The organism is Achromobacter sp. GW823-FHT04E03 (assembly GCF_058796095.1).
The window spans coordinates 1297730-1324167 of sequence record NZ_JBXAIJ010000001.1 but is presented as its reverse complement, the minus strand read 5'-3'; the positions used below and the strand labels follow the sequence as shown (position 1 = coordinate 1324167).

24 protein-coding genes are annotated in these 26438 nt (G+C 63.7%); 14 read left to right on the top strand and 10 right to left on the bottom strand.

The window, feature by feature from the left end:
* Positions 1–6: 6 nt before the first annotated feature.
* Entirely contained in the window at positions 7–1581 is a 1575-nt protein-coding gene (locus tag AC1RHV_RS06135) for a GGDEF domain-containing protein (protein WP_492300104.1), read from the bottom strand.
* Positions 1582–1944: 363 nt separating this feature from the next.
* Between AC1RHV_RS06135 and AC1RHV_RS06130 the strand changes: the two genes are divergently transcribed.
* A complete protein-coding gene (locus tag AC1RHV_RS06130) occupies positions 1945–3972 on the top strand; it encodes an alkyl/aryl-sulfatase (RefSeq protein WP_492300102.1) in 2028 nt (675 codons plus the stop codon).
* Positions 3973–4028: 56 nt separating this feature from the next.
* On the opposite strand, the gene AC1RHV_RS06125 is transcribed toward AC1RHV_RS06130, so the two are convergent.
* Both AC1RHV_RS06125 and AC1RHV_RS06120 read right to left on the bottom strand, forming a co-directional pair.
* Positions 4029–5516: a DUF1254 domain-containing protein gene (locus AC1RHV_RS06125; RefSeq protein ID WP_313388406.1), complete on the bottom strand. Its 1488-nt coding sequence runs from the start codon at positions 5514–5516 to the stop codon at positions 4029–4031.
* 96 nt (positions 5517–5612) lie between these two features.
* Positions 5613–6950: a DUF1254 domain-containing protein gene (locus AC1RHV_RS06120; protein ID WP_313388407.1), complete on the bottom strand. Its 1338-nt coding sequence runs from the start codon at positions 6948–6950 to the stop codon at positions 5613–5615.
* A gap of 249 nt (positions 6951–7199) precedes the next feature.
* Between AC1RHV_RS06120 and AC1RHV_RS06115 the strand changes: the two genes are divergently transcribed.
* The 4 genes from AC1RHV_RS06115 (at position 7200) to AC1RHV_RS06100 (ending at position 10275) form a co-directional block, all read left to right on the top strand.
* On the top strand, positions 7200–8138 hold the full coding sequence (locus tag AC1RHV_RS06115) for a helix-turn-helix domain-containing protein (RefSeq protein WP_313388408.1): 939 nt from the start codon (positions 7200–7202) through the stop codon (positions 8136–8138).
* Between the two features lie 45 nt (positions 8139–8183).
* The gene (locus tag AC1RHV_RS06110) at positions 8184–8663 is read left to right on the top strand and encodes a VOC family protein (protein ID WP_175162280.1); all 480 of its coding nucleotides are present in this window, start codon (positions 8184–8186) and stop codon (positions 8661–8663) included.
* 138 nt (positions 8664–8801) lie between these two features.
* On the top strand, positions 8802–9467 hold the full coding sequence (locus AC1RHV_RS06105) for a hypothetical protein (RefSeq protein ID WP_306652771.1): 666 nt from the start codon (positions 8802–8804) through the stop codon (positions 9465–9467).
* 1 nt (position 9468) lies between these two features.
* Positions 9469–10275, top strand: coding sequence for a hypothetical protein (locus AC1RHV_RS06100; RefSeq protein WP_192354868.1), 807 nt, complete (start codon positions 9469–9471; stop codon positions 10273–10275).
* A gap of 21 nt (positions 10276–10296) precedes the next feature.
* Here the strand turns inward: AC1RHV_RS06100 and AC1RHV_RS06095 are convergent, their stop codons facing one another.
* Entirely contained in the window at positions 10297–11232 is a 936-nt protein-coding gene (locus AC1RHV_RS06095) for a DNA/RNA non-specific endonuclease (protein WP_082401132.1), read from the bottom strand.
* 243 nt (positions 11233–11475) lie between these two features.
* Between AC1RHV_RS06095 and AC1RHV_RS06090 the strand changes: the two genes are divergently transcribed.
* Positions 11476–12639 (top strand): GGDEF domain-containing protein, encoded by a 1164-nt coding sequence (locus tag AC1RHV_RS06090; RefSeq protein ID WP_313388409.1) that lies wholly within the window; start codon positions 11476–11478, stop codon positions 12637–12639.
* A gap of 167 nt (positions 12640–12806) precedes the next feature.
* On the opposite strand, the gene AC1RHV_RS06085 is transcribed toward AC1RHV_RS06090, so the two are convergent.
* Positions 12807–14024 (bottom strand): restriction endonuclease, encoded by a 1218-nt coding sequence (locus AC1RHV_RS06085; RefSeq protein ID WP_313388410.1) that lies wholly within the window; start codon positions 14022–14024, stop codon positions 12807–12809.
* A 110-nt stretch (positions 14025–14134) separates the two neighbouring features.
* A complete protein-coding gene (locus AC1RHV_RS06080; protein ID WP_492300098.1) occupies positions 14135–14557 on the bottom strand; it encodes a hypothetical protein in 423 nt (140 codons plus the stop codon).
* 169 nt (positions 14558–14726) lie between these two features.
* On the opposite strand from AC1RHV_RS06080, the gene AC1RHV_RS06075 reads away from it, so the two are divergent.
* Positions 14727–15269, top strand: a complete 543-nt coding sequence (locus AC1RHV_RS06075; RefSeq protein ID WP_175162290.1) for a hypothetical protein — start codon at positions 14727–14729, stop codon at positions 15267–15269.
* A gap of 111 nt (positions 15270–15380) precedes the next feature.
* A complete protein-coding gene (locus tag AC1RHV_RS06070) occupies positions 15381–17294 on the top strand; it encodes a B12-binding domain-containing radical SAM protein (protein ID WP_492300096.1) in 1914 nt (637 codons plus the stop codon).
* Between the two features lie 24 nt (positions 17295–17318).
* Here the strand turns inward: AC1RHV_RS06070 and AC1RHV_RS06065 are convergent, their stop codons facing one another.
* Positions 17319–19022, bottom strand: a complete 1704-nt coding sequence (locus AC1RHV_RS06065; protein ID WP_492300094.1) for an NAD(P)H dependent flavin oxidoreductase family protein — start codon at positions 19020–19022, stop codon at positions 17319–17321.
* A 90-nt stretch (positions 19023–19112) separates the two neighbouring features.
* On the opposite strand from AC1RHV_RS06065, the gene pdxR reads away from it, so the two are divergent.
* Together pdxR and AC1RHV_RS06055 are read left to right on the top strand one after the other, a co-directional pair.
* The gene (pdxR, locus tag AC1RHV_RS06060) at positions 19113–21128 is read left to right on the top strand and encodes a MocR-like pyridoxine biosynthesis transcription factor PdxR (protein WP_492300092.1); all 2016 of its coding nucleotides are present in this window, start codon (positions 19113–19115) and stop codon (positions 21126–21128) included.
* Positions 21125–21541 (top strand): VOC family protein, encoded by a 417-nt coding sequence (locus AC1RHV_RS06055; RefSeq protein ID WP_054456276.1) that lies wholly within the window; start codon positions 21125–21127, stop codon positions 21539–21541. The genes pdxR and AC1RHV_RS06055 overlap by 4 nt, the downstream gene beginning before the upstream one ends.
* A 28-nt stretch (positions 21542–21569) precedes the next feature.
* On the opposite strand, the gene AC1RHV_RS06050 is transcribed toward AC1RHV_RS06055, so the two are convergent.
* Positions 21570–22001 (bottom strand): VOC family protein, encoded by a 432-nt coding sequence (locus AC1RHV_RS06050; protein WP_492300090.1) that lies wholly within the window; start codon positions 21999–22001, stop codon positions 21570–21572.
* A 113-nt stretch (positions 22002–22114) separates the two neighbouring features.
* A complete protein-coding gene (locus tag AC1RHV_RS06045; RefSeq protein WP_119451289.1) occupies positions 22115–22453 on the bottom strand; it encodes a hypothetical protein in 339 nt (112 codons plus the stop codon).
* Between the two features lie 162 nt (positions 22454–22615).
* On the opposite strand from AC1RHV_RS06045, the gene AC1RHV_RS06040 reads away from it, so the two are divergent.
* Positions 22616–23761 (top strand): alpha-hydroxy acid oxidase, encoded by a 1146-nt coding sequence (locus AC1RHV_RS06040; RefSeq protein ID WP_054456279.1) that lies wholly within the window; start codon positions 22616–22618, stop codon positions 23759–23761.
* A 259-nt stretch (positions 23762–24020) separates the two neighbouring features.
* Here AC1RHV_RS06040 and AC1RHV_RS06035 read toward each other — a convergent pair whose 3' ends face one another.
* Positions 24021–24536, bottom strand: a complete 516-nt coding sequence (locus tag AC1RHV_RS06035) for a hypothetical protein (RefSeq protein WP_492300088.1) — start codon at positions 24534–24536, stop codon at positions 24021–24023.
* Positions 24537–24702: 166 nt separating this feature from the next.
* On the opposite strand from AC1RHV_RS06035, the gene AC1RHV_RS06030 reads away from it, so the two are divergent.
* From AC1RHV_RS06030 to AC1RHV_RS06020, 3 genes are all read left to right on the top strand, one after another.
* A complete protein-coding gene (locus tag AC1RHV_RS06030) occupies positions 24703–25086 on the top strand; it encodes a hypothetical protein (RefSeq protein ID WP_054456281.1) in 384 nt (127 codons plus the stop codon).
* Between the two features lie 247 nt (positions 25087–25333).
* On the top strand, positions 25334–25978 hold the full coding sequence (locus AC1RHV_RS06025; protein WP_306652751.1) for a hypothetical protein: 645 nt from the start codon (positions 25334–25336) through the stop codon (positions 25976–25978).
* 67 nt (positions 25979–26045) lie between these two features.
* Positions 26046–26426 carry a hypothetical protein gene (locus tag AC1RHV_RS06020; protein ID WP_492300086.1) on the top strand — a complete coding sequence of 127 codons (381 nt, stop codon included), beginning with the start codon at positions 26046–26048 and terminating at the stop codon, positions 26424–26426.
* Positions 26427–26438 lie beyond the last annotated feature (12 nt).

The following is a 26438-nucleotide window of genomic DNA, read 5'->3' as shown; positions in this document are numbered from 1 at the left end:
GTGTGTTCAATTGCGCTTGTTCGGAGGGGACTGTTCGGTGGCGGCGCGGTCGCGCCATAGCGTCACGCGGTTGCGGCCTAGCTGCTTGGATTCGTAGAGCGCTTCGTCCGCCCGCCGTATGACGTCGGCGGCGGATTCCCCGTCCTGCGGCCAGAGCGCGACGCCGATCGACACGGTTACACGGCCTACGCTGTCCGGCATAAGGCGTCGGGCTACGGCGGTGCGCAGGCGTTCGGCGATCTCGCACGCCTTTTCGGCCGAGCCGGTAGGCAACAGGGCGATGAACTCTTCTCCGCCCACCCTGAAGGCGCGATCCTGGTCGCGCAGGCCGGCGCGGATTACCTCGGCCAGTGCGATCAGCACTTTGTCGCCCGTCATGTGGCCGAAGCTGTCATTGATGCGCTTGAAGTGGTCCAGATCCATGGCGATGACGGCCACGGATGCGCCATCGGCCGCGTAGGCGTCCAGCACGTCGGTCATGGCGCGGCGGTTCAATAGTCCGGTCATGGGATCCGTCAGCGCCTGGGTATTCAGGCGACCCACCTCGTCCTGATGCTGGTTGAGCGTCAGCTCCACCGCGTCGCGCAAGGTGTCGGCTTCGGCATACCATGCGTTGAGCCGCCCGAGGTCCACGCCAGGCGATTTGCCCGCGCTCATGGCGCGCGTCAGACGCGACAGCGGCGAGGCGATGGCATAGGCCAGGCCGCATACCAGCAACAGCGTGAGCACGATGGCCGGGATGGCCGAGCGCAGGGCATCCCCGAGCAATTCGCGCAGCGGCGACAGCACCTGATCCAGCGAACGTTGAGCCACCACGGCCCAATTGCCCTTGGCCAAAGGCGCGTAGCCGATCAATACGGCGCCGCCGTCCGCCTTCGGATAAAGGGCGGCGCCGCCGTGCCGTGCAGGCTCCAGGCTGGCCAGATCGAACGTCCCGGCAGGGGCATGCCTGCGGTACAGCACGTCGCCGTTGCTGCCGACCAGGAACACCGACATGCCGGCGATTTCGTCGCGGTCGCCGATGATGCGGTCCATGCCGCTGCCGGCGTCCAGCGTGATGGCGATGGCCAGGTAGGCCAGGGGCGCGCCGGCCGCGTCTTCCACGGGTTCGGCCACGGTAAGCACCGCGGCTTGCGCCCCGGGTATTGTCGTCACCCAGGACGCTGGGCCCTGGGCGCTTACGCCCAGGTCGGCAAGACGCAGGACCTTGGCATCCGCGAGCTGCCCCATGGGGGAACGGGCGACGATACGGCCCTCGGCGTCGGCCAGCATGACCGCGTGCAGCGAATCGATCTGGCCGGCCAGGCGCTGCAACTCATCCTGCAGCGCTTGGGGCTTGCCCAGGGACCCCGGAAGCCGGTCGGCGGCGCTCCGGGCCTGGCGGTGCAACGCGGCGACATAGACGTCGATGACCTCGGCCAGTTTTTCCGCGCGCGCGTGGTTGGCGGCCAGCGCGTTCTTGATGATCTGCGCCTTCTGTACCTGGTAGCTCGAGTACATGGCGTTGGAAAAGCCGACGGCAACGCTCAGCACGGCCAGGGCGACCAGTACCGCAAGCAGGCCGATTTTGCGCTTGCGCATGCCTGCGTGGCTAGACCGGGGGCTCATCGAAGCTCCATGCAATATGCCATGCCTGGGGTGGGTATCGACCGCGTTCAGTCTGACAAAGATAAATGGAGGCGCCGCCGTTCGCAATGCGAAACGTGATTAATTGCAATCCACGATTGATTTAGAAGGAAAAATGTGTAGGCTTTGTTCGATACAGCCAACACCCCGTCGCATGCGATCGCTCATCCGGGCTGATTCCTTTCTCCTCCGGCGCGTTGGCCTCACGCTTCGTCCCCTGCAAGTTTGATCTTGTCCTCTGCATTCGCCTGACTCAGTTGCTTGCCGGACCGCCATATTCAGGGCGGTTTGTCCTCTACCCGTCTGGAGAAAGTGATCATGAAGCTGCTTCGCCGCGCGACCGATTTCCATGCACAGCAACGCCTGCCGTCCAGGCGCCGTCGTTGCTCGGCGCCAGCCGCATTGACGGCCCTGGCGTTCGCGCTTGCAGCGCCGGCATGGGCGGCTAATGGACCCAAGCCCGCCGAGGCCTCCACCAAGGAGGCCAACGCGGCCCTTCTGAAGGAATTGCCGTTCTCGGACAAGACCGCCTTCGAATTGGCCCATAAAGGCTTCATCGCACCGCTGCCCGCCGGCATGATCAAGGGCGCCGAGGGCAACCTGGTCTGGGATTCGGACAAGTACGGCTTCATCAAGGAAGGCTCGGATGCGCCCGACACCGTCAATCCCAGTCTGTGGCGCCAGGCGCAACTGATCAATATTTCGGGCCTGTTCCAGGTGATGGACGGGATCTACCAGGTCCGCAATCAGGACCTGTCGAACATGACCATCGTCGAAGGCAAGGAAGGCCTGACGATCATGGATCCGCTGATCTCCACCGAAACGGCCAAGGCCGCGCTGGACCTCTACTATCAGCACCGTCCCAAGAAGCCTGTCGTGGCCGTCATCTACACCCATAGCCACGTGGACCACTACGGCGGCGTGCGCGGCGTGGTCGACGAGGCCGAGGTGAAGGCGGGCAAGGTCAAGATCTATGCCCCGCTGGGATTCCTGGAACACGCCGTGGCCGAAAACGTGATGGCCGGCACGGCCATGAGCCGCCGCGCCAGCTACATGTACGGGAACCTGCTGCCGCCCAGCGCGACGGGCCAGGTGGGCGCGGGCCTGGGCACGACGACCTCGGCGGGCACGGTCACGCTGATTCCGCCCACCGACATCATCGAAAAGACCGGCGAAAAGCGCACCATCGACGGCCTGACCTATGAATTCCTGTACGCGCCCGGCAGCGAAGCGCCTGCCGAGATGCTGTACTACATCAGGGAAAAGAAGGCGCTCAACACGGCCGAGGACTCCACCCACACGCTGCACAACACCTATTCCTTGCGCGGCGCCAAGATCCGCGATCCGCTGGCCTGGTCGAAGTACCTGAACGAGGCCCTGAACCTGTGGGGCGACGATGTCGAAGTGATGTACGCCATGCACCACTGGCCGGTCTGGAACAACAAGGAGGTGCGCGAACAGCTGAGCCTGCAGCGTGACATGTACCGCTACATCAACGACGAGACCTTGCGCCTGGCCAACATGGGCCTCAACAAGGAAGAGATCGCCGAACAGGTCAAGCTGCCGAAGTCGATCGCCACCAAGTTCTCCAACCGGGGCTATTACGGCTCCGTCAATCACAACGTCCGCGCGACTTACGTACTTTATCTGGGCTGGTTCAACGGCAACCCCGCCACTTTGCACACCCTGCCCATCGAAGAGGGCGCCAAGCGCTACGTCGACATGATGGGCGGCGTGGATGCCGTGGTGAAGAAGGCGCGCGAGTACTACGCCAAGGGCGACTACCGTTGGGTCGCCGAAGTCGTCAACTACGCGGTGTTCGCGGATCCGAAGAACCAGGACGCGCGCAACCTGCAGGCCGATGCGCTGGAGCAACTGGGCTACCAGGCCGAAAGCGGCCCATGGCGCAACTTCTACCTGACCGGCGCCAAGGAACTGCGCGAAGGCGTGCAGAAGCTGCCCGTGCCGGATACGGCCAGCCCGGATACCGTGCGCGCCATGACGCTGGACATGCTGTTCGACTATTTCGCGGTGCGCCTGAATCGCGAGAAGACCGAGGGCAAGCACGTGGTGCTGAACGTGGACTTCACCGACACGAAGCAGAAGTACATGCTGGAGATGGCCAACAGCGTGCTCAACCATTCCGAGGGCAGGCAGGCCAAGGACCCCAGCGCCAGCGTGTCCCTGACCCGCGACACCCTCAACAACATCATGCTGAAGCAGACCACGCTGAAGGACGCCATGGCCAAAGGCGATGTCAAGGTCAGCGGCGATCAGGCCAAGCTTGCCGAGGTCTTTGGCGCGCTGGATGACTTCCCGTTCTGGTTCAACATCGTGACGCCCTAGCGACGGGGGCGGGAGGCCGATGCCGGCCCCCCGCCTTTGTTGGCGCGGATGCACGCCTACTTCACCTTGACGACGTCGTCCGGCTTCCAAGTCTGGTCGTAGAAGGCGTCTTCGGCTCCGTACAGCCGCAGCGCGATCAGGAAGTCGCGGCCGGGTATGGTCTGGATGAAGGCGGCGTCGGCGATGCCGTCGGGCTTCTGCGGCCCGAACCAGATTTCCTGCGAACCGTCCGCTTGCTTGGGGATGTTGTAGTAGCCGTTGGTGGACGGCATGAGCTGCTTCGTTTCCGGCATGGTGCCGTCGGTCACGTTGTAGGCCGTGACTGCCCAGAACAAGGCTGCTGGCGCGTTTGCCGGCAGCCGCAGCTTGTAGGTATTTGAACCGTTCATAAAGTTCCCCGCCGCATCCCTGGCCGTGTAGGGATACTTCGAGCCCGCGCCCGTCGTGCGCATGACCATTGCCGGCGCCGACGAATAAGCGTACTGGAAGAAGCCGGCGCGCTGGTTTACATCCAGATAGCTCTCTTGCATCCACTCGGCCGTGCCGCCCGCCCAGGCCCGTTCCCACTGCCGGTCCTTGTAGTAGAGGTTGCGTCCGTCTTCCCGGCCTAGCTGGCGCATTGCCAATATCATCCTGGGTGCCGTTTCAACGGCCTTCTGCAGCATGTCCTGCTGACGTTGCGTGGGCTCGAAGGGCTTGCCCTTGATGATGCCGATGGACGCCAGCACGCCTCGCAATTCGGGATCGATGGCCGAGACGGGCTCATAATCGACGAAGTCCTTGAGCTTCTGCCAGAACTGGCGGTCCACCGGATACATCATGTCCACGCGCTTGCCGCTGGCGTCCGGAAACTCCATGGGTTTGATGTTCTTTTCTTCGGCCCATAGCGGATAGACGCGGGTGGTTTCAGCCGCTTTGACGGCAGGGCCCGGATCGGGCTTGCCGTCACCCTTCGCCATGACCGTGCGGAAGAACAGGAACACGTTGTAGGTCGGCGACTTGAAGGCGAAGTAGCTGCTGGGAATGTGGCCGTCATAGTCGGGCGGCAGCAGCAGGTACAGGCCGCCGCGCGCGCGGTCCGGGCCGATGGCGCCCACGTCGGTGATGGTCCGCTGGAAGAAGTCCGTGAACATGCCGATGACGTTGGGCGGCGCTTTGACGACCAGCGGACCGGTCTTCTTCAGATCCAGGTAGCTCATCGAGTAGATGACGTCGGCATTGGGCGTGGGCACCATGGTCTTGGCGTCCATGCGCTCCTTCCAAATCGGCAGCACGTTGTAGCCGGCGCCGAACGTCTTCTCGGAGCCATCGCGCATGCCGATGACGTTGAGCGCGGGCAGCATGGTCATATAGGCGTGGATGGCGCGCTGGTAGTAGAGCTCGTCGCGCAGGCCTTCGGCCTCCTTTTGATCGAGCCAGTTGCCATTGTTGATTTGCCTGACGAGTGGCGAGATGGCGGCTTGTTCCGGCGCGGCGCTTGCGCCTGCGGAAAAGGCGGCAACCAGCACAGCCACAAGCAGTTTGAATCGAGGTTGGGCGCACATGAATGGACTCCTGGTAACGGGCGCGGCAACGCTTTCGCGCATGCCATGGCGAGGTGGAACTGACGCTGCGGACCGGCACTCTGCCGGTCCGGAAGATCAATCCACTTTCTTGACTTGCGGCGGCTTCCAGCTGCCGTCGAGTATGGCTTGCTGGCCCCAGTACGCGCGTATGTAGAGCGACAACGGTTCTTTTGGCGAGGGTAGCCAGTTCGCTTCCTTGTCTTTGCCCGGAGAGGTCGGTCCGACGTAGAGCGTCAGCGACCCGTCCGCATTACGCGCGAGATTTTTGTTCTTGGTGCCCAGCGAATAGCGATTGAGTTCGTTCGGACTGAAGAGATGCAGCTTGTTGTAGAGGGTCAGCGACCAGAAGCCCTTGACGGGCGGCAACTGGTCCTTGGCAAAGGTGATTTCATAGCGCTGGTTGCCGTCGAGCTGCGCGCCGGCCGCATCGAAGTCCGTATAGAAGTACTGCGTTTCGGTGGGGCGATTGTCGAACATGTTCGATTTGGCCGTGCCCGTGCGGTTGAAGTAATCCAGGCCGGTTTGGGCGTTGTTGGTGGACCGGTTCCAGTTGTTGCCGGCGGGGCGGCCGTTGTGTTTCCACTGGAAGAAGGGCGCGATTACCTGTTCCTCGGTCTCCTTGGCTGCCTGGAGCAGCGCTTCCTTGATCGCTGGGTCACGTGCCGCTGCGGCGAGCACGGAGCGGAACTGGGCGTACATGGCTTCTTCGCCCGGCAGCGGCGGGACCATCTCCAGCACCTTGCCGAACTGGTCAAAGAATGTCTCGGGGACTACCCAACGTGTTTCTCCCGAGCTGGCGCTGTCCGCTTGGGGGTTCGGAATGTCGGGCGTGGTCTTCCAGTCTATGGTCTTCATCTTGCCGTCGAAGTCCTTCAACGGATAGAACACCACCTGGTTTATCTTGGCCTGGATAGCCTTGCGGTCCTGCTCCGTGTCGTCCATGAAAATGCGCGGAATGGCGTTGGCCAGCGCGGTCGGGCTGCGGATGACGCCCTGCACGCCGGCGGGCCGCTTGCCTTTCCAGTTGGGGCCGACCAGCAGATAGAAGCCTGGCTTGGTCTTGTAGGGCTTGCCCAGTTCGCCAAACTGGTTGGTGCGCTGGTCATAGAGCGCATAGACCCAGAAGCGGTCGCCGAAGTCTGGAACCTGGGCGATCACGGGCTCTTCATCCAGCGAGAAGAACCCCAGGCCATAGACTACGTCCTGATTCGGGCAGGTGACGAATGTTTCTTCGGGGGCGATGTAGTTGTGCAGCATGCCTACCTGGCCGCGTGGCGCGGCGGGCAGAATCCCGCCCAACAGGCCGGGACGAGGCGCCTTGGTGATACGGTCGTTGCGGTTCAGCATGTTCACCATGGGCCAGCCCCAGACATAGGCAAAGCGGCCGATGGCTTTGGCGTACTCGGGGTGCATGACGACGTCTGGCGCTGGCAGAGTCGGTGCGGTTTTTGTGCCCGATGCCGGCGAGGCGCTTAAGGCGGGCGGGGCGCCCGTCGCAAGACTCAGGCACAAAAACGACAGAATTGCGACACCGTGCTTCATTCTTACGCTCCTGGAGGGAACTGCCAACCCACTTGCGGGAGACGCCATTTTCACTAGTGACTCGATCACAAGTCCATGCTAATTTCGGCAATAAATCGTCAGAAATTTACGAGGGTTCCGATGGAGTTGCTGCAGTTCGGATCGTTCGAAGAGTACGAAGCCGCAGTGGTTGACGTAGACCTGAAAGTGCGTCTTCTGGGACCCCGGGACGGCGGATGGCGGCTCGGGCATGCGAATGTCGGCGGGATTACCGTCCAACGCGGCATCGAGACAGTCCCGAATCTGTGCGAAGCCGCAGTGGCGACTACGCACCTCATGTTTCTGATCTCCGATGCGGGTCCGGGTTCTGCCTGGCTCAATGGCGCCGAGTTGGGTCCGGACAAGGTGGCTGTGCTTGCTCCCGGACAGGGTTTTGTCTTTCGCGCGGATGGTCCCAACAGTTGGGTGACCATTGCGGTACCTCTATCGTCGCCGATGTTCCAGGCTGATGGAGAGGTCGGCCAGGTCTTGCGCTATTGGACCCGCTCGACCAAGGTGTTGACGGCGACGCCTTCGCGCATCGTGGCCTTGCAGCAGGCTGCTCTGTCCGCGGACGGATCCTGCATGGCTGGCGAGGCGGGGCGCCTGAGCATCGAGCGGGCGATAGCCTCCCTGGTGTTTTCCCGCCAGCCGCAGCCGGCCGCCAGCGGCAGGCCTGGCATTTCCCTGCACGACTTGTGCAATGCCACCTTGAGTCATTTTCGGGCGATGGATGCAGACATGAGCGGCGCCACTCGCTACGATGGACTGAAGGTCGGCGAAAGATCCTTGAGGACGTTCTTTCGCCACTGCTTCGGCCTGAGCCCGATACAGTATATGCATCTGCGGCAGCTGCATGCGGTCCATGCGGCGTTGGCCAGCGCTGCCGCGGAAGAGTGGTCCATTGCGGACATTTTCGAGCGTCAAGGCTATCCCTATTCCAACTACGCGCTGACACGTTATCGCGCTCTGTTTGGCGAGACGCCGTCGGCGACGCGCCGACGCTTCTTCATCGGAACCGGCCAGCTCGAGGCCGGATAGCGCAGCAGATCCGTCGGTGCGCTTGCTACTGAAAGGAGTGCAAGCATGGCCAGCAAAAATACCGTCTGCCTCTGGTACGACCAGGATGCCCTGGAAGCCGCGCAGTTCTACGCCCGGACCTTTCCGGACAGCGCCGTGCGCAAGATCCTGCGCGCGCCGGGGGACTATCCTTCGGGCAAGCAGGGCGATGTGCTGACCGTCGAGTTCACGGTCGCGGGCATACCCTGCGTGGGCCTGAACGGCGGCCCGGCCTTCAAGCACAGCGAGGCCTTTTCCTTCCAGATTTCGACCGAAGACCAGGCCGAGACCGACCGCCTCTGGGACGCCATCATCGGCAACGGCGGCCAGGCCAGCGAATGCGGCTGGTGCCGGGACAAGTGGGGCCTGTCGTGGCAGATCACGCCGCGCGTGCTGATCGAAGCGATCTCGGACCCCGATCCCGCCACAGCCAAGCGCGCGTTCGATGCGATGATGACGATGGGCAAGATCGATATCGCGGCCATTGAGGCGGCGCGGCGGGGGTAGGGGAGGATTCCTCCTTTTGGCTGATTCCCGCGGCAATGGCGCGATCTATCATGGATACACCGCACGCGGGCCGGCCATCTGCACGGCCAGTCCCTGGAGGCGGCGGCGTTTGCGCGATCATCCTCGGGGAGCTTTCCTATGGCCACGCTTGCGGTCCGCCTTATGGCGGCCATCGTGTCGGCCGGCATCGGCCACGCGGCGTTCGCGGGACCGGGGCAGGCCATTGAGGCCACCGGGAAGTCGCGTTCCTCGACTTCCTCGCGCGGCAATGCCGACGCCGCCATCGATGCGGCGCAACGCGCCCTGAGCGATTACCTGCGAGACTCCAGCCAGCAGGATGATGCGCTGCTGAACCAGGAGACGCAGGACCGGCTGCGGCAGCAATATGAAGATGCGCAGAACGCGGCGGCCAGGGCCCGGGCGAAACAGCAGGAAGCCGACTACCTGCGCAACCGCGACCGGATCAAGGAGCGCTACAGCACCGATCCCGCCCTGAATCCCTGGGGCAACAACACCGCCAGCCGCGACAAGCCGCGCAATGCCCCCGCCGGCGCGCCGGATCCGTCCCCTTCATCCAAAACCGCCGCCAAGGATCCTGGGCTCGATTACGCCGGCCAGGCCTGCGAGTATTTCACCCGCCCCTCGGATGCCGCGCATCTGAACTACTACAGCGAAGGTTCGACCGTCGTCTATGGCGGGCGGGTCTATCAATGCAAGGACGGACGTTGGGCGTACCGCTATCCCGATACGGTGCTGAGCGCGCGCGACCGCAGCCGGCTGTCGGCCACCCAACTGGAGAAGTGATATGGCATTGTTTGCTTCGGTGGCGGCGGCCGTGCTGGCCTCTTCGACCCTCGGCGCCCCGCTGGGCTTGGGTGACGGGAGAAGCGAAGCCTTATTCAAGGCATATTCGGCTGCCCTGGACTTGGGGTTCCAGGCGATGGGACCCAGCATGAAGCGCGCGCTGGCGACGTATTGCCAGGACGGGCTGACCGTCGAGGGCTACTGCGTCTGGGTGGTGCAAGGGGTAATCATAGGCAGCCATCTCAGTGGCAATTACGAGGACGTGCTGCGCTATGGAGACCGCTACGCCGCCGCAAGGCTGGCGGATCTGCGGTCCAGGCGTGAGCCACTGGGCGCCTGCCTGCCCGCGTACGTGAGCACGGTGAAGCCGGGCACGACCAGCACCTTGATCTCCTGGAGTTCCCCCGTGCCTTCCTTGGTCTACCTGGCCCAAGCTCGCCTCAAACGGCCTGCGACGGGCTCGTACTATCAGGCGTTCTATTGCGCGCGCCGCGCTCCGAACGAGCTGCTGGACGCTTATGATCCCCAGCATTCCAGCGTGCCGGCGAGCGAAGCCGAAGCAACGGTAGCCCGCAAGTTCGAATCAGAAATCCTGCGGCCGATGCGCGCGGCGAGCGAGCAGCTGCAAGCCGAACTCACGCGCTCCATCCACTCCGACAGCACGGCGCTCAGCCGCAATTTCCTGCAGACCGCGGTGCTGTACGGAAACGCCTACACCGCGTGCAGCCGAGCCCGCTTTCCGGCCAATCTTTGCGGCTATCTGAGCGCGGACCGCATCGAAGTCGAGTTCTACGAGTCCAAACTATGAGCGGGCCCGTCAGTCCGCGCATCAGCTGCCTGCCGGCAGCACCCGGATGCCCGTGCGCTTGACGAATTCCTCGTAACTGATCGGCGGCCCGGCCTTGGTGCTGGCGGCGTTGGCCTGCCAATGCACCCACGAGCGCCCGGTGGTCGCGTCATACACGACCTTGTAGATGTATGTGGGCACGGCCACGCCCGCGCCTATGGTCTTGGGCTTGTCGGCATAGACGGGACCGGTGAAGACGTAGACGTCGCCGGCGGCGCGCATCACGTACTTGCGCGTGTCCTGCTCGATGCTGCTCCAGGCGCCGCCGTTGTGTATCTGATCCTGCGGCACCATGTTGGCCAGCGAGAAGCTCTGCGCCATGGCTTCGGGCGTGGACATGTCGCCCGCCGGCGCCATGTGGCCGCGCGAATAACCGGAGCCGCGGTAGTCGTCCAGCTCGGCCCGTTCGGCGCGCGGCAGCCGCGCTTCGGCGTAGAACTTGTCGGTGCGGCGCTGCCCCTGGGCCTGGGTCAGCATCTGGCGATTCAGGCGTTCCGCCACGAACACCGGCGTCTTGGTCTGCCCGTCGTGCAGGATGGCGAAGGCCGAGAAGCACACCTCCCGCAGCTTCTGGCCGCCCGGGACTTCCGGCGGGCGCGAATGCGGAAAGAACTGCCGGCATTCGGCAAACATTGTTTGAACAGGCGCCCCTGTCCGCGCTGCGGTCGGCACCGCCGCGGGCGCCGCGGTCTGGCGCTGCTGCGGCCATCCCAGGCGCGTGATGACTTCCTGCACCGGCGCCGGGATCCGCCACTGCGGATTCAGCATATAGGTCGCCGCGCCGAAACTCGCCAGCGACGAGAACAGCAGGGCCTTCAGGAATCGGGGGAAGCGGCCGCTGGATCGGGAACCGGCCCGGGCCTTGGATCTGCTTGGGGGACTTCTCTTCTTGGAAGCGGGTGTCTTCGCGCGCGTCATTACTACCTGTGAGCTACTGCCCGATTGCAGTTGGCAACCGGCACCGCCACGGATTGTAGATGAGTGGCAAATTTGCCACTTGCACGGGATTCTTTCGTTTGAAGAGACGGCTGCGCGGTCCGGTGTTGCATGACGCGCAACCAAGTTGTGACAGGGGTTACGCTATGTTTCCATGACGCATTTCCCACGTAGAATCCTTGCTGGCTGCGGCGATTGCCGCGGCGCGATATTCACGCGTTGAAGATGTACGTCGATCTCCTCACCCTTTACTTCATCATCATTGGAACGCTGCTCGCCAGTGCAGGCCTGACGTTCTGGGAGCATCGGACCCACCCCAGCCGCAGCGGATCATTGCGCATCCTGGCGGCGGGCTTCGCCACGCTGGCCGTGGGCTGCACTGTCGCGCTGTTTCGCGCGAGGCTTCCCAGCCCGTTGGGCTCGGCCGTCGCCAATCTCATCGTCCTCAGCGGCTATCTCCTCATCATGAACGGCGCGGCCTCGTTGAGCGGCAGGCGCCATCGGGGCGCTTCCATCGGCTTGCTGGTCGTCATGGCGCTGATCTGGCTGGCGGCCGGCGCACAGTGGGAGGATCTCGTCTGGAAGTACATCAGCGCATTCCCGATCGCGTTGGTCAGCGGCGTGACCGCTTGGGAACTGCTGCGGTGCCAGTCGCTCAGGTCGTTGACGCCGCTGCGCATTGCAACGGCGGCGGTAACCCTCCACGCACTGGTCTACGCCGCGCGCGCCTTCATCCTGCCCTGGTGGGTGGCGGAGCACGGGCCGGCCATACACCTGACCGCCAGCACCCTTACCATGTACGAAGGCGTGCTGTATTCCATCGTGCTGCCGATGACGCTGCTCAAGCTGATCCGCGAAGAGACCCACGGGCAGCTGTTGCGAGAGTCGCAGACGGACTATCTGACCCGCCTGGGCAACCGCCGCTGGTTCTTCGAGCAGGGCGCACGCATCATCGAGGGTGGAGCAGGGCGCGGGCCGGTTGCGGTGCTGGCCTTCGATCTGGACCAGTTCAAGGCCATCAACGACAGGTACGGCCATCAGACGGGCGATCAGGTGTTGAAATTTTTCGCCGACAGCGCGCGTTGCGTGTTGGGCGACGACGTGTTGCTTGCGCGCATCGGTGGCGAAGAGTTCGCCGCCCTTTTGGCCGGTCCCGACGCGCGCCGCGCAACGGTGCTGGGCGCGGCCGTGGCGCAACGCTTTTCCGTAACGGTGTCCGGTCGGGACGACAGTCTGGGCATACCGGCCACGGTCAGCGTCGGGTTGGCGCAATTCGAGGACAAGGTTCCGCCCTTGGCCGACGCGCTGGCCGCGGCCGACCGGGCGCTGTATCAGGCCAAGGCGCTGGGCGGGAATAGGGTGGAGCTGGCGGGTGCCGTGAGCTGCTGAGTTTCGGGCAGGATTTTTTCCCGCCCAAGAAACTGGGCCATCGATATTGGCGGCCGCACGGTTCAACCAGCATGAAGCGTTGCTTGAGTGCGGCCTCAGGCAGTGCCGACCACCATGAAGTCAATCGGTTGCAATGGCAACATTGAGCGTCAGATTAAGGAGAGTCACTACTCTCGGGTGAGGGTTCCTGCGGTGAATGCGAATCCATCTCCCTGTTGGTCTTCCGTCTCATCCAAACGGAATTGCTCGATTATTCGTTGGTTGTACTCATCAAGATAACCCTGTAATTCGCGACGGCCAATCAGGCGAACTGATGTGGCCTCTGCCAGCTCCACTGCTGATTTTGTGAAGTACGAGTTCGTAACGACCATAGCTTCGTCGCAGTCGAAAAAGCTCTTGGCAGAAATGGCTTCTTGGACAGCGGCATTGCCCACGCTCCCAGAATAGTTCTTCGCTTGAATGACAATCTTCTTTCCAAATCGGCGCACGAACAGATCAGCACCCTGATCGCCGCTAAGCCTGGTTTCTTCTACTTCATAGCCGGCAGTCTGGAATACTTCTGCGAGGAATTTTTCGAAATCGTATCCACCCATAGAGTCAACGTGGTACATCGTCACAAACCTGTTGGGGTCGAAATGCTCCAACTTCGTGGCCAAGCGTTGCACGAGGATGTCGAAGTGAAGCTGCTCGCAGGCTTGCAGCCAAGACTGAAGGGTATTCCATGGCAAGAGTGGTGTACCGAAAGACGACGCTGCCTGCTCCACAAACTGAAGCTCGGAATATCGAATATCGTTGTCCCACAGAAAGTAGAAGAAAAGGCTGAGATCTTCTCGAAAAGTAGTTCCTGCCTCTTCAATCCATGACCTTAGGCTACCAAGTAGCGATTCTTCAATGTGTCTTGAGATCTCATTGGAAAATCCTAGATATGAGGAATTGAACCCGGTTGTGCGCAGTAGTTTTTCGAGCAAGTGCGGCAGTTCCTCCAACTCGGTGAAGCCCTTGCGTATCAACACTTCTCGAAATAGTTCACGATTGGAGTAGGAGCCGTTCGGTCGAGCGCCTGGCATGGCGGCATCGTCCGTCTCACTCGTTTGGTGGTGGACGGTATGAAAGAAGTTTGCGAAGTACGGTTTTCTGAGTTCGGAGTACTTTCTAAGCACACTTCGAAGAAGCTCATTGAGCTGGGCTTGTTCCTTTTTCTTTCCCAGGAGATCTTTTAGAAAGCCTTTTGATTGGTACTGGAACTCGGGATAGAAGGACGGATCAAGCGGAACTTGTTGGGCATCGGGAGATTGCAGTTCTGGGTCAGCTGCAGAAGCGGGTGTGCACCAAGGGCATGCCGTTTCGAATGAGGTTTTATTGCAGCAGCTGCACTGATAAATCACGTCCTGTCTCCGTATTGAGTGGTCGGGCTAGTCAACGATGCCTGAATTTACTATTTGCTGTTCATTAGGGTTGCGTTTTTTTGCTGGCGATATTTCCACGTTCTTGCCATTTATATGTTGGCCAGCTTAATTCGGCTGCGTCGCGTCCGCGGCCTGGGCGCCACCCCCATCCGCGAATCACGCGCCAGCGCAAGCTGCGCCAACCGCGCCGCGATTGTCTCGATGTCCTCGTCGGTCTGGGGCAGGTACAGCCATTTCCCCAGCACGGGGTGCGGGCGCAGGGCGGGGAACTCCGCCAACAGCGCCTCGTGGCGCTCCTGCGAGGTGCAGACGAGCAGGCCGCTCCAGGGATCCTCGCGATCGGCGGCGACCAGGTACAACAGGCCGTCCAGGTAGGCCGCGTCGCAGCCGAACATCTTGCGGCGCAGGTAGCCGGCATCGCGCTCCAGCGGTTCCAGGATCCAGAGCAACGAATTGAGGCGGACGTTCCGTTGTTTCGGGGGCGGGGCAAATGGGTCTGATCGGTTGCGCATGAAATGACGTCAGGCGGGACGGGTTGCGGCGGGAACCCAAGAATAATGGTAATAATGGTGCCGGATTAAAGTTTCCAGTCGAGGGGATAGCGTGCATTGCTCTAGATGCGGAGCCGCCCACAAGGGCAAGAACAGCGTATGCGACGAATGCGCAAGAGTGCTGGGCAACATGCCCAGCAAGAGCATCTTCGCATCGGACACCGGCAGTTTTGGGGCGGATGAGACGCCGCCCGCTGCGACGAGCCCGCAGCCCGCCGCCAGTGCGCCAACTGCCGTGGCCTCTCGCGGCGGCTGGGCCGAAGCATTCCAGCGCTACCACATTGTGCCCCTGCGGCTGCGCGGCAAGCCCGTCAGGGTGGTTTGGCTGTTGGCAGCCGGCGCGGCAGGCTTGGCGCTCACCGCCCTGGGCGTCTATGCCTGGGGGATGTCGGCGTGGTGGTTCATCCTGATTTTCCTGAGCCTCGTCAGCCTGGAGACGGGGCGTGATCTGAAACGCAAGCGTTATTCGCGGGTTTTAATGATGTGCAACCTGGAGGCCAATCGCGCCGGCGAGGTTTTCTACACCGAAATTGGCGGCCAGTGCCCGGTATGCAATGGCGAATTGAAGCTCCGGGAGATCGGTCCGAAGCGCGACAAGAAGACGACGGCGGTGTGCAGCGTGAATGGCAGCCACCGCTGGCAATTCGATCCCCGCGTGCTCGGCGATCTTTGACGCCTGCGTCCGGCGCAACCCGGCGGTCGTTCCCTGACAGCCGGGTCCGGTTCCGCCGCGCTGCCTATAATGGCCCCGATCCCCGCTTCGACGGCAATCTTGCCGTGTTTCATGTCCTCTTTGCCTCTACGCGTGCTGTCGGTCATTCCGCCGATGACGCAGCTCAATACTCCGTATCCGTCCACCGCCTACCTCACCGGCTTTCTGCGGTCGCGCGACGTGACCTCGTTCCAGGAAGACCTGGCGTTGGCCCTGGTGCTGCGCCTGCTGTCGGCCGACGGCCTGCGCGCCGTGGCGGAACGCGTCGCCGCCTTGCCGGCGGACAAGCACAGCCCCGCGGTCCAGTCCTTCGTGGCGCAGCAGGCGCGCTACCTGGCGACCATCGGGCCTGTGATCGCCTTCCTGCAGGGCCGCGATTCGACGTTGGCGCACCGCATCGTCGGCCGCCATTTCCTGCCCGAGGGGCCGCGCTTCAGTTCGCTGGACGTGTATCTGGACGAAGACGGCGGCGATCCGCTGGGCTGGGCCTTCGGCGCCCTGGGCCTGCATGACCGTGCCAAGCATCTGGCGACCCTGTACCTGAACGACCTGGCCGACGTGCTGCGCGACGCGGTGGATCCGCGTTTCGAGTTCGTGCGCTACGCCGAATCGCTGGCGGGCAGCCAGCCCACGTTCGACCCGCTGGCCCAGGCGCTGGCGGCGCCGCCCACGCTGGTGGATGACATGCTGCGCAGCCTGACTTCAGAAGCGCTGGCCCGCCACACACCCACCGTGGTGCTCCTGTCCGTGCCGTTCCCTGGCGCAGTCTATGCCGCCTTCCGCATCGCCCAGACCATCAAGGCGCACGATCCCGGCATCGTCACCGTGCTGGGCGGCGGCTTCGTCAATACCGAACTGCGCGAACTGAAAGACCCGCGGGTCTTCGATTATTTCGACTACGTGACCCTGGACGCGGGCGAGCGTCCCTTGCTGTCGCTCCTGGAGCACCTGCAGGGCAAGCGCTCGCGCCAGCGCCTGGTGCGCACCTTCCTGCGCGACGCGGACACGGGCGCGGTGCGCTACGTCAACATGGTCGAACCCGACATCGCTTTCGCCGAGGTGGGCACGCCCACCTGGGATGGGCTGCCGCTGGACCGCTACCTGTCGCTGCTGGACATGCTGAATCCCATGAACCGGCTGTGGAGCGACGGGCGCTGGAACAAGCTGACCGTGGCGCATGGCTGTTATTGGAAGAAATGCAGCTTCTGCGACGTCAGCCTGGACTACATCGGCCGCTACGAAGGCGCGTCCGCCGCGGTGCTGGCCGACCGCATCGAGGCCATCGTGCGCGAAACCGGGCAGACCGGTTTCCACTTTGTCGACGAGGCCGCGCCGCCCAAGTCGCTCAAGGCGCTTGCGACCGAACTGATCGCGCGCGATACCGGTATTTCGTGGTGGGGCAACATCCGTTTCGAAAAGACCTTCAGCCCCGAGCTTTGCGAACTGCTGGCCGACAGCGGCTGCATTGCGGTGTCGGGCGGCCTTGAGGTCGCCTCGGACCGCCTGCTGAACCTGATGAAGAAGGGCGTCTCGGTCGACCAGGTGGCACGGGTCACGCGCGCCTTCACGGACGCCGGCATCCTGGTGCATGCCTACCTGATGTACGGCTTTCCCACGCAGACCGTGCAGGACACCGTGGACGCGCTGGAGTACGTGCGGCAACTGTTCGACAACGGCTGCATCCAGAGCGGCTTTTTCCACCGGTTCGCCTGTACGGTGCATTCACCGGTTGGACAGAACCCCGAGGAATACGGCGTTACCCTCAAGCCCCTGCCGCCGATCACCTTCGCCAAGAACGACATCGGCTTCCATGACCCTACCGGCGTGGATCACGATGCGCTCGGCCGTGCGCTGAAGAAGGCCATCTACAACTACATGCACGGCATCGGGCTGGACGAGGACGTGCGCAGCTGGTTCCCGTTCCATGTGCCGAAGACCACCGTGTCGAAGCACCGGATCAGCCGGGCATTGAGCCAGCGGGGGTAAGGCGCGGGCTTCGCGCCCGCCGCGCTAGCGCAGCAACACGTCCTCGTAGAACGCGCCCATCGGCCGCTCTGCATCCCGCACCTGGATCTCCAGTACCCAGATGCCGTCGGCGGGTACGAAGTCCGCCTGCGCCAGCAGATGTTTGCCGTACAGCGCATGCGGAAAATCCGATACCCGGTGCCCGGGAATCTCGCGCACCAGTTCGCAGCCCAGCTCGCGCGCATATTCCGAGGCGCGGTCGTACAGGGCGGCGCCCGTCAGGCCTTCCAGCCACGCCAGGCGGGCGCGCCGGAAGACCTCGCGCGCGGCTTCGGCGCAGCGCAGGCGGTCTGCATCGGCGCCCAGCACGAAGGTGTCGCCATAGTCGCCCTCGTGGCCGTCCCACACCGGGCCGATGTCCAGCACGAAGATGTCATGTTCCTGCAGCTTGCGGTCATAGTCGGTGCGCTGGATGGGCGGGGACTGCGTATCCGGGCCGAAGCGCACATAGGTCGGGTGCCAGTTGTTGGATGCACCCATCCGGCGCAAGTGCTCGTCCGCCACGGCGATGGCCTCGCGCGTGGTCATGCCGGGGCGCATCAGCGCGGCGATTTCCGCCACCGCCTGCATGGATCTCCGGCGCGCGTCCAGGATGCCTGCCAGCGTGTAGCGCGGACTGAGGCGTTCCCAAGGATGCGCCTCGCGCTGCGGCGCGACGCCGGCCGTGTCTCCCGCTGCGGGGTGGAAGGCCTCGGACCGGTAGCGGTCGGCGGGCAGGCCGACCGCCAGCAGCCGGTCGTGGGCTGCCTGCACCATTGCCGGATTGCCGCAGGCGTAGACCAGGCTGCGTGACCACTCGTGGTCCGCCGCGATGGCGGCGTCCTGCACGTGGCGTCGGGGCTGGCCATCTGCGCTATCGGCCTGGGACAGCACTGCATGCCATTGGAACCCGTCGCCCTTGCCCTGCAAGGCGTCCAGCATCTGCCCAGCGTAGCAATCGTCCGGCGTGCGTCCGCCCCAGTACAAGGTCACCGTCTCCAGCGCGCGGCTTTGCAGCGCTGCCATGAGGATGGGAGCCACCCCCGCATAGCCCGTGCCGGTGGCCAGCAGCACCAGATGGTCGATGCCGGCGGGCACCTCCGCTGGCCAGGTGCAGCCGCCCTGCGCGCCGTCCAGGGTCAGCATGTCGCCGGGCTGGAGACAGGGCAGGATGCCATCGGTGAAGGCGCCGCCAGGCATGCGGCGGATGTGGAACTCCAGCCGGGCAGGCCCCGCCGCGCCGGGCGTATTCGCAATCGAGAAGTTGCGGCGGGCGCCGCCGTCCAGGATCAGTCGGGCATGTTGGCCGGGCAGGTAGCCGTAGTCGTCCTCGCCCTGCATTTCGACGATGAGCTGGGTGACGTCGGGGGCCAGCGGCAGGCGCGACGCGACGCGGGCGCGGCGCGGCGGACTGGGTTCTTCGGGGGCGCGCCAATGCGGGAAGCGCAGCGTCAGGTCGCTGGCGGCACGGCACTGGCACATCAGCAGTTCGTCGCTGGCCGTCTGGTAGCCGCCGTCCGCGGGCGGCGCCATGCGTTCATAGCTGCCATCCATGACCACGGCGCGGCATGAGCCGCAGGCCCCGCGCTGACAGGAAAAGGGCACAGGCACGTTCTGGGCCAGCGCCGCCTCCAGGATCGAGGTCGTGCCGTCCGTGACGAAGGGGCCGGTCTCCAGGGTGATGGTGTGGCAGGGCGCAGTGGCGGTCATGGCGGGTTCCAGGAAATTTGCCCCGCAAGGGGCTCAGGCAGGCAATCTACCGATAGAATGGCTACATTGAATAGAGCCATTTCTGTCAATATGAACAAGCCACTTTCCGCACGGCAGCCTGGTGCGAAACGCCAGGAAGCCAGCCTGGACCTGCCGATGGACGCCGCGCGGCCCGGGGAATCCAAGCAGGCCTGGGTCTACCGCGAGATCCGCGAACGCATATTGAAGGGCGCGCTGCCGTCCGGCGCGCGCCTGCCGTCCACGCGCAGCCTGGCCGGGCGCTGGCACATTGCGCGCTCCACGGTCGAGGCTGCCTACGATCAATTGCGCAGCGAAGGCTATACCGCGGGCACGGTGGGCTCGGGCACTTATGTGGCGGCGATGATTCCGGACAACTTTTTCCGGGCGGGGTTGCCGGGCGAGGGCGCCGCAACGTCCAAGGCCTCGGGCTCGCGGTCGGCAACGCAAGCAGGCGGGCCAACGGCCGGCGCACCGGGGGCCGTCCCGCACATGGCTGCGATCTTCGCGCCGACGCAGCCCAACTCCCAGTTCTACTCCCGCAGCGCCGACGCCGCGCTCTTTCCCATGGAGCGCTGGCGCAAGGGGCTGATGGCCAGCGCGCGGCGCGTCACGCCGGCCCAGCTTGCCAACGATGAACCGCAAGGCTGGCGCCCCTTGCGCGAGCAGATCGCCCGTTACCTTGGCGCGGCGCGCGGCATCAGTTGCGATCCGGAGCAGGTCATCGTCCTGGGCGGCATCCGTGACGGCCTGGACCTCTGCGGCCATCTCCTGCTGCGGCCGCTAGACAAGGTGCTGATCGAGGATCCCGGTTACCTGAACGCCGAGCCCATCTTCGGCCAGTACACGCGTCACATCGTCCCCTTGGCCATCGATGCCGAGGGCTTTCCGGTGACGCAGGCTCGGCTCCAGCGCGGCGTCAAGCTCGTGCACGTCACGCCCGCCCACCAGGCGCCCACTGGCGCCACCATGCCGGTGTCTCGCCGCCTGGAATTGCTGGACTGGGCCGCGCAAGCCGGCTGCTGGATCGTCGAGGACGACTACGACAGCGAATTCAGCTACGACGGCGCGCCGCTGGCCGCCCTGAAGAGTCTGGACACGGTCGACCGTGTCATCCATTGCGGCAGCTTCAACAAGACCTTGTTCAACGCGCTGCGCATCGGCTATGCGGTGGTGCCCAAGGAATTGGCGCCCGCTTTCGTGCAGGCGCGCCGCCGCGCGGGGCGCTCGCCCAGCATCATCGAGCAAATGACGCTGGCGGCGTTCCTGCAGGACGGCAGTTTCGCGCGCCACGTGCGCAAGGCGCGCGGCGTGTACGCGCGCCGGCGCGACGCCGTGCTGCGCGCCTTGCGCCAGGCCGTCGGCAGCGATGCATTGCGCGTCGGTGGCGAACACGCCGGCTTTCATCTGCTGTGGTGGCTGCCCCCGGGCTGGGATGTGGCGCAGGCCGTGGCGGCGGCGCGGGCCGCGGGCGTGGGCATGCAGCCGGTGGCGGACTTCTGCCGCAAGGTGGAGCTGGCGTCGGGTGTGGTGGTGGGCTATAGCACGGTGCAGGAAGACGCCTTGCTGAAGCTGGGGACACTGCTGGCACAAGCCGCGCCAGGCGCAGGCGCGCAGCAGGATCCGGGCTTGCTGCGCCGCCTGCTGCGCGTCAAGGACCGGATGGATGCGGCCTCGCACGAAGCCTGGCCGGTGGAGCGCCTGGCCGAGGTCAGCGGCATCTCCAAGGCCCATTTCGCGCACTCCTTCAAGCGCGCCTTCGGCCTGCCGCCGCACCGCTACCTGTTGACGCGGCGTATCGAACAAAGCGTGGCCATGCTGCGGGACACGGAGCAGAGCGTCACGGAAATCGCCTATGCGACCGGGTGGGAAAGCCTCGGCACCTATAGCCGCATTTTCCGCGACGTCACGGGGCTCAGCCCCAGCGCCATGCGGGTGCAGGCGCGGGCGGGGACGCCGCCACTGGACAGCATGCCCGGCTGCGTAGCGAAGGCCGCGCAGCGCCCCGACCTCAACATCGCTGTTTTGGAGAAGCGCCGCCGCGAGACCGACGGTAAATTTCCGCCATCAACCAAGGAGGTCTCATGAACTCAGGCATCAACGTGGCGGGTATATACGTGGACGATCAGGACGCGGCGCTGGCGTTCTACGTGGACAAGCTCGGATTCCGCGTCCATACGGACGTGCGCAACGGGCCGTACCGGTGGCTGACGGTCCAGCATCCGGACCAGCCCTCGTTTCAGCTCGGCCTGTTTGCGCCCGGCCCGCCCATCCACGACGAGGCCACGGCGCAGACGCTGCGTGCCATGGTCGCCAAAGGCGCGATGCCGCCTCTGGTCCTGCATGTGGCCGACTGCCGCGCAGACTATGCCCGGCTGCAGGCGTTGGGCGTCGAGTTCACGCAGGAACCCATCGAACGCTACGGCAGCGTGGACGCGGGCTTTCGCGATCCGGCGGGCAATGGCTGGAAGATGATCCAGGCGCCGCGGGGCGCGGCCTGACGTCCAGCCCCGGGCGCTGGCGGCGCGTTCAGTAGGTGATCCGCACCGAGGCCGCGCTGCGTTGGGCGCCCGCGCGCGTGACGGCTTCGATATTGTTGCCGTCCGGGTCCAGCACGAACGCGGCGTAGTAGCCGGCATGGTAGTTTGCGCGCTCGCCCGGCGGACCGTTATCCCGGCCGCCATGCGCCAACGCCGCCTGGTAGAAGGCATCTACCATGGCCCGGTCTTCCGCCTGGAACGCCAGATGGATGCGGCCGGTCAGTTCGTCCTGCACCTCGGCGCTGCCGCGCGAGGAAATGAACAGCTCGTCCGTCCAGAAGTCCGGGCCGTCGGAACCGCCGATGGGAATCTTCAACGCATTGAAGACCGCCGTGTAGAACGCCTTGCTGGCGGGCAGGTCGCGCACCACCAGCCCGATGTGATCTATCAAGCGGCCCTTATGTCGTTCTTTCTGCGCCATGAATCGCTCCCGGCTATGGCAGTGGGGGGAAGAATCAGCGGTGTCAGACTACGCTTGCCGGCGCCATGTTTCAAGGCGCCGCGCAGCCACTTCGGGTGCGTGGCAATGAGGGCTCAGTCCTTGCCGGCCATGGCCCGCATGGGCTGGCAGGTCAGCTCCTTTTCTTCCTCCCCGAAGTCCGCCATGTCTTTGCGCGCCTTGGCGTAGGCGCGCAGATACTCCGCATCGAACACCAGCGACGACACGCCGGACTCGCGCGTGGCGGACTGCTGCCGCTTCTTCAGGACCTCCAGCAGTTCGGGAGTCAGCACCTCGCAATACTCCATGATGGCGTGGATCTGGGCCAAGGAGGTGGCGCGCTCCAGGTTCTGTTGCGCCGAGACGGTTGCGGCGGGCAGCGACAGGACGGCGGCCGCGATCAGCGTGGCCGGTTTGAGCAGGAGGTGAGGCATTGCGGAGTACTTCCGTTCGTAGGGCGAAAGCCCGCATTTAACACGATCTGCGCTGGGGTCCATTTTGATGGCCTTGGAAATGTGGCTATCGGTCTACAATTCCTCCCGCTCCATCCGGGGGCTCAGGCTGTCTGTACGTGTAGTGTCGATAAAGGTCCACCCATGCGTCTGCATCAGTGCCAGAACTTCCACGACTTTCGCCGCATGGCCCGCCAGCGGCTGCCGGGCCCCATCTTCAATTACATCGACGGCGCGGCCGACGATGAAACCACCTATCGGCGCAACACCGCGGCCTTTGAGTCCTGCGACCTGCTGCCTGATGTGCTGCGCGGCGTGGCGGAAGTGGACATGTCGGTGACCGTCATGGGCCAGAAGCTGGCGCTGCCGGTCTATTGCTCGCCCACCGCCTTGCAGCGGCTGTTCCATCATGACGGCGAACGCGCCGTGGCCGCCGCCGCGGGCAAGTTCGGCACCATGTTCGGCGTCTCCTCGCTGGGCACCGTCAGCCTGGAAGAAGCCCGCAAGATCAGCGGCGGCCCCCAGGTCTACCAGTTCTACTTCCACAAGGACCGCGGGCTGAACCGCGAAATGATGGCCCGCGCCAAGGAAGCCGGCGTGCAGGTCATGATGCTGACCGTGGACAGCATCACCGGCGGCAACCGCGAACGCGACAAGCGCACCGGCTTCGCCATTCCGTTCAGGCTCAATCTTGCCGGCATCGCGCAGTTCGCCATCAAGCCAGCCTGGGCGCTCAATTACCTAACTCACGAACGCTTCCGGCTGCCGCAGCTGGACACCCACGTCGACATGGGCGGCGGCGCCATGTCCATCAGCCGCTACTTCACCGACATGCTGGACCCGGCCATGACCTGGGACGATGTCGCCGCGATGGTGCAGGAATGGGGCGGGCAATTCTGCCTGAAGGGCGTGATGTCGGTGGAAGACGCCAGGCGCGCGGCCGACATAGGCTGCACCGGCATCGTGCTGTCCAACCACGGCGGCCGCCAATTGGACGGCTCGCGCAGCGCTTTCGACCAGCTCGCGGAAATCGTCGACGCGGTTGGCGACCGCATCGACGTGATGATGGACGGCGGCGTGCAGCGTGGCACTCATGTGCTCAAGGCGCTGGCGCTAGGCGCCAAGGCCGTGGGGCTGGGCCGCTACTACCTGTTTCCGCTGGCGGCCGCCGGCCGGCCGGGCGTGGAGCGGGCGCTGGAACTGATGCGGGTCGAGATCGAGCGGGCCATGAAGCTGATGGGGTGCAGGACCGTTGCTGAATTGCAGCGGCGGCACCTGCGGTTCCGCTGATCGTCTCTTCGCCGGTGTTATTGGATGCGTTAAGACCACTTGAGTTTCAGATCGGTGAGGTCGCTGACAAACATGTCACCGTGCGGGCGTGGGTGCGATATTCTTTTGGAGATATCGTCCTTTTATGCAAGGGGCCGTGGCGTCGCCAGAATGTGCAGATTGACGAAAACGATATGACCCGGGAACGAGCCTATCGTTGCGTCCCCGCGCAGCGTGGAGAACTTCGGGAATGGCGCGGCGGGCTTTACTCTCCCTTGATTTAGCGCTCCGGTCTTTCTTCCGGTTTAAGGCCGGCCGCCTGCAGACGCCAGGACGGAATGCGGTACTCGTACCACGCTTCCTCCAGAGTCTGATAGCGCTGAAACCATGGAGCCAGATGATTTTCGACATCCGCCGCCAAGGTCGACAGCCAGTCCTTCAGGTCCTGCGCACTGCTGATCTTGAGCACCGCGCCGCTGCCCAGGGTCGGGTCCTGGATCAGCCCTTCTCGCGGTTTCAAATAGGCGCGGCGGTACAGGCGTCCCTTGTTCCAGACTTCTGCCGGCACGTAAACCGGCCATTCCTTTTCATACGGAAAGGACACGTAAACGCCCAAGGACACGTGCTGCGCGTCGTCGAACGAGCCCTTGTAGCGGATCAGTTCCACGCCTTGCTGCAATTCGCCGCAGGCTCGCCACAGGCAACGCTTGCCCTTTTTCTTCCAGCCAGCGAACGCGGGCTGTGCGCGCAACAGCTCCATGACGCCTTGCTCCAGATCGGCCAGGGCTATCGGCATGCGAGCCTCCAGGGCTTGCGGGCAAACTTCTGGCTGCAGTATTGCGTAGGTGTGTTCATCGATCGTCCATGTGTGAACGCTTCAGGCTTCAACGGTGCGCAAGGTCGCAAGGTATCATGCGCAGGTTTTCACGGATCGACCTCCTTCACGGTCAGAAGGCTTTTCAATGAAAAAAAGCATTCCGCTGGTATTGCTGTCGTCCATGCTGCTGACGGCTTGCGGTCCCGACAAAATCATCGCCGATCTCCCTTCGCCTGGCGGAAAGTATCACGTCGAGGTCCGCAAATGCCCGCAGCGCGGGTCGCTGACCTGGGACGAGCAGACCCAGGTATCCGTGGTCGAGACCGGCGTGTCGGAAAAGTGCAATGCGTTCATCGTGGCGCTGACGCAGTTCCGGTCGTATACGCCTGATGAGCAACTGCAGCTTGAATGGATTTCCGATACGGAACTCAGGGCCTGGCATCCCGCGTTCGAGCCGAAGAATGGCCCCTGGGCCAGCACGGTCAAGCAGGGCGCGCCGGTCAAGGTGATATTCGCGCCTAAGCGTTAATCGGAGGCCGGTCATACGGCGATCTGCCAGGGCCGTATCGTAAACGTGATAATTTGTTGCCCCGCTGCCGCAGTTGTTACTGCTTGAATCCGCGGCTTCCAGTGAATGCGAAGTATCCGCAGGCGTATGCCGGTGAATTACCGATTTTTTGCCCATCCGTGCAGTGCCATCTATGTTTGAATACGCTCCGTTTGCGCGCGAGGTTTGGCCCGCGGCAAAACCCATATTCGACGGAGCCTGATCCAGTATGTATTTCAGAGTTTTGGCCATGGGGCTGCTGATGGCCGGCGGCAATATTGCGCAAGCCGCCACCGTGCAGGAAGTCTTCAATGGAAAAATGCTGGGCAAGAGCCAGGCGCATTTCGAAACGATAGCCGGCGCGCCGCAGGAATCCTATGGCGACGATCGCGTGTTCGACGTGCAGGGCTGCCTGGTCACCGCGACGATCAAGTCGGGCAAGGTATCGGCGCTGAGCCTGGAGCCTTCCGAAACCTGCAAGCCCGACCTCGCCAGCTTCATCGGCGAATATGCGCCCAAGCCTGGGCAGAAAATTACCCCCGCCGCCTTTGGCTCTGACCTGACGTATACGGCAGATTGCCTGACCGACTGCGGCAACGCCGCCGATCCCTGGGTGTACGCAAGCTGGACCGCGCCTCGCGCAGCCGGTGGCATGGAAATCATGCTGGGCTTTGTACAGGCCGGAGACCAAGCGCTGGATGCAGCCGAGAAATGGGCCACGCAGATGGAAAAGGCGGAAGGCAAGGATTACCTGCTCAATAACAAATTCAATTGCGACGCCCGCTACAACAGCGTCGCCGATGCAGCTTTCAAGAACGTGATCGCGACCAGCGTCAAGGTCGGGTTCGATCTGCCGAAGGAATCTTGCCGCTAGGCCGCATTGCGAACTGCTGTCTTTGCAATCCACGGCCATGTCAGGCCGTTCCCAGGGGAAAAAGTAAATGAAGAAGCTAGTCTTGACGGTTCTTGTGGCTCAACTGCTTGCCGGGTGCGCGGGTTCCCCGCTAGGCAATATGATCAACAATGAACGCCAGGAAACCAGGGCTGACATGATGCAATCGTGGGTTGGCGAAAGCGAAGAAAAGCTGGTTTCCAAATGGGGGCCGCCCACCAACAGCTATACCTTGTCCAACGGCGGCAAGATCATTTCGTACGAATACGTCCGTGGCATCATCAACAACACCATCTACCGATGCACGGAGAAGTTCAGGATTGATGACGGCACGGTCACCAAGTGGGGCCTTAGCTCCGGGTGCGACACAAGGATTCAAGACGGCGACCTGATATCGAAGGATATCCCCATTCCGCAGCCGACCTTGTGATGGCCGGCGCGG

Bases quoted from the DNA above. Each gene is read 5' to 3' on its own strand.
- pdxR (WP_492300092.1), top strand. From the start codon at position 19,113: ATGAACAAGCCACTTTCCGCACGGCAGCCTGGTGCGAAACGCCAGGAA.
- AC1RHV_RS06050 (WP_492300090.1), bottom strand. From the start codon at position 22,001: ATGGCGCAGAAAGAACGACATAAGGGCCGCTTGATAGATCACATCGGG.
- AC1RHV_RS06030 (WP_054456281.1), top strand. From the start codon at position 24,703: ATGAAAAAAAGCATTCCGCTGGTATTGCTGTCGTCCATGCTGCTGACG.
- AC1RHV_RS06120 (WP_313388407.1), bottom strand. From the start codon at position 6,950: ATGCACCCCGAGTACGCCAAAGCCATCGGCCGCTTTGCCTATGTCTGG.
- AC1RHV_RS06105 (WP_306652771.1), top strand. From the start codon at position 8,802: ATGGCCACGCTTGCGGTCCGCCTTATGGCGGCCATCGTGTCGGCCGGC.
- AC1RHV_RS06125 (WP_313388406.1), bottom strand. From the start codon at position 5,516: ATGTGCGCCCAACCTCGATTCAAACTGCTTGTGGCTGTGCTGGTTGCC.
- AC1RHV_RS06130 (WP_492300102.1), top strand. From the start codon at position 1,945: ATGAAGCTGCTTCGCCGCGCGACCGATTTCCATGCACAGCAACGCCTG.
- AC1RHV_RS06095 (WP_082401132.1), bottom strand. From the start codon at position 11,232: ATGACGCGCGCGAAGACACCCGCTTCCAAGAAGAGAAGTCCCCCAAGC.
- AC1RHV_RS06035 (WP_492300088.1), bottom strand. From the start codon at position 24,536: ATGCCGATAGCCCTGGCCGATCTGGAGCAAGGCGTCATGGAGCTGTTG.
- AC1RHV_RS06075 (WP_175162290.1), top strand. From the start codon at position 14,727: ATGCCCAGCAAGAGCATCTTCGCATCGGACACCGGCAGTTTTGGGGCG.
- AC1RHV_RS06070 (WP_492300096.1), top strand. From the start codon at position 15,381: ATGTCCTCTTTGCCTCTACGCGTGCTGTCGGTCATTCCGCCGATGACG.
- AC1RHV_RS06055 (WP_054456276.1), top strand. From the start codon at position 21,125: ATGAACTCAGGCATCAACGTGGCGGGTATATACGTGGACGATCAGGAC.
- AC1RHV_RS06025 (WP_306652751.1), top strand. From the start codon at position 25,334: ATGTATTTCAGAGTTTTGGCCATGGGGCTGCTGATGGCCGGCGGCAAT.
- AC1RHV_RS06045 (WP_119451289.1), bottom strand. From the start codon at position 22,453: ATGCCTCACCTCCTGCTCAAACCGGCCACGCTGATCGCGGCCGCCGTC.
- AC1RHV_RS06020 (WP_492300086.1), top strand. From the start codon at position 26,046: ATGAAGAAGCTAGTCTTGACGGTTCTTGTGGCTCAACTGCTTGCCGGG.
- AC1RHV_RS06065 (WP_492300094.1), bottom strand. From the start codon at position 19,022: ATGACCGCCACTGCGCCCTGCCACACCATCACCCTGGAGACCGGCCCC.
- AC1RHV_RS06135 (WP_492300104.1), bottom strand. From the start codon at position 1,581: ATGCGCAAGCGCAAAATCGGCCTGCTTGCGGTACTGGTCGCCCTGGCC.
- AC1RHV_RS06040 (WP_054456279.1), top strand. From the start codon at position 22,616: ATGCGTCTGCATCAGTGCCAGAACTTCCACGACTTTCGCCGCATGGCC.
- AC1RHV_RS06110 (WP_175162280.1), top strand. From the start codon at position 8,184: ATGGCCAGCAAAAATACCGTCTGCCTCTGGTACGACCAGGATGCCCTG.
- AC1RHV_RS06090 (WP_313388409.1), top strand. From the start codon at position 11,476: ATGTACGTCGATCTCCTCACCCTTTACTTCATCATCATTGGAACGCTG.
- AC1RHV_RS06080 (WP_492300098.1), bottom strand. From the start codon at position 14,557: ATGCGCAACCGATCAGACCCATTTGCCCCGCCCCCGAAACAACGGAAC.
- AC1RHV_RS06115 (WP_313388408.1), top strand. From the start codon at position 7,200: ATGGAGTTGCTGCAGTTCGGATCGTTCGAAGAGTACGAAGCCGCAGTG.
- AC1RHV_RS06100 (WP_192354868.1), top strand. From the start codon at position 9,469: ATGGCATTGTTTGCTTCGGTGGCGGCGGCCGTGCTGGCCTCTTCGACC.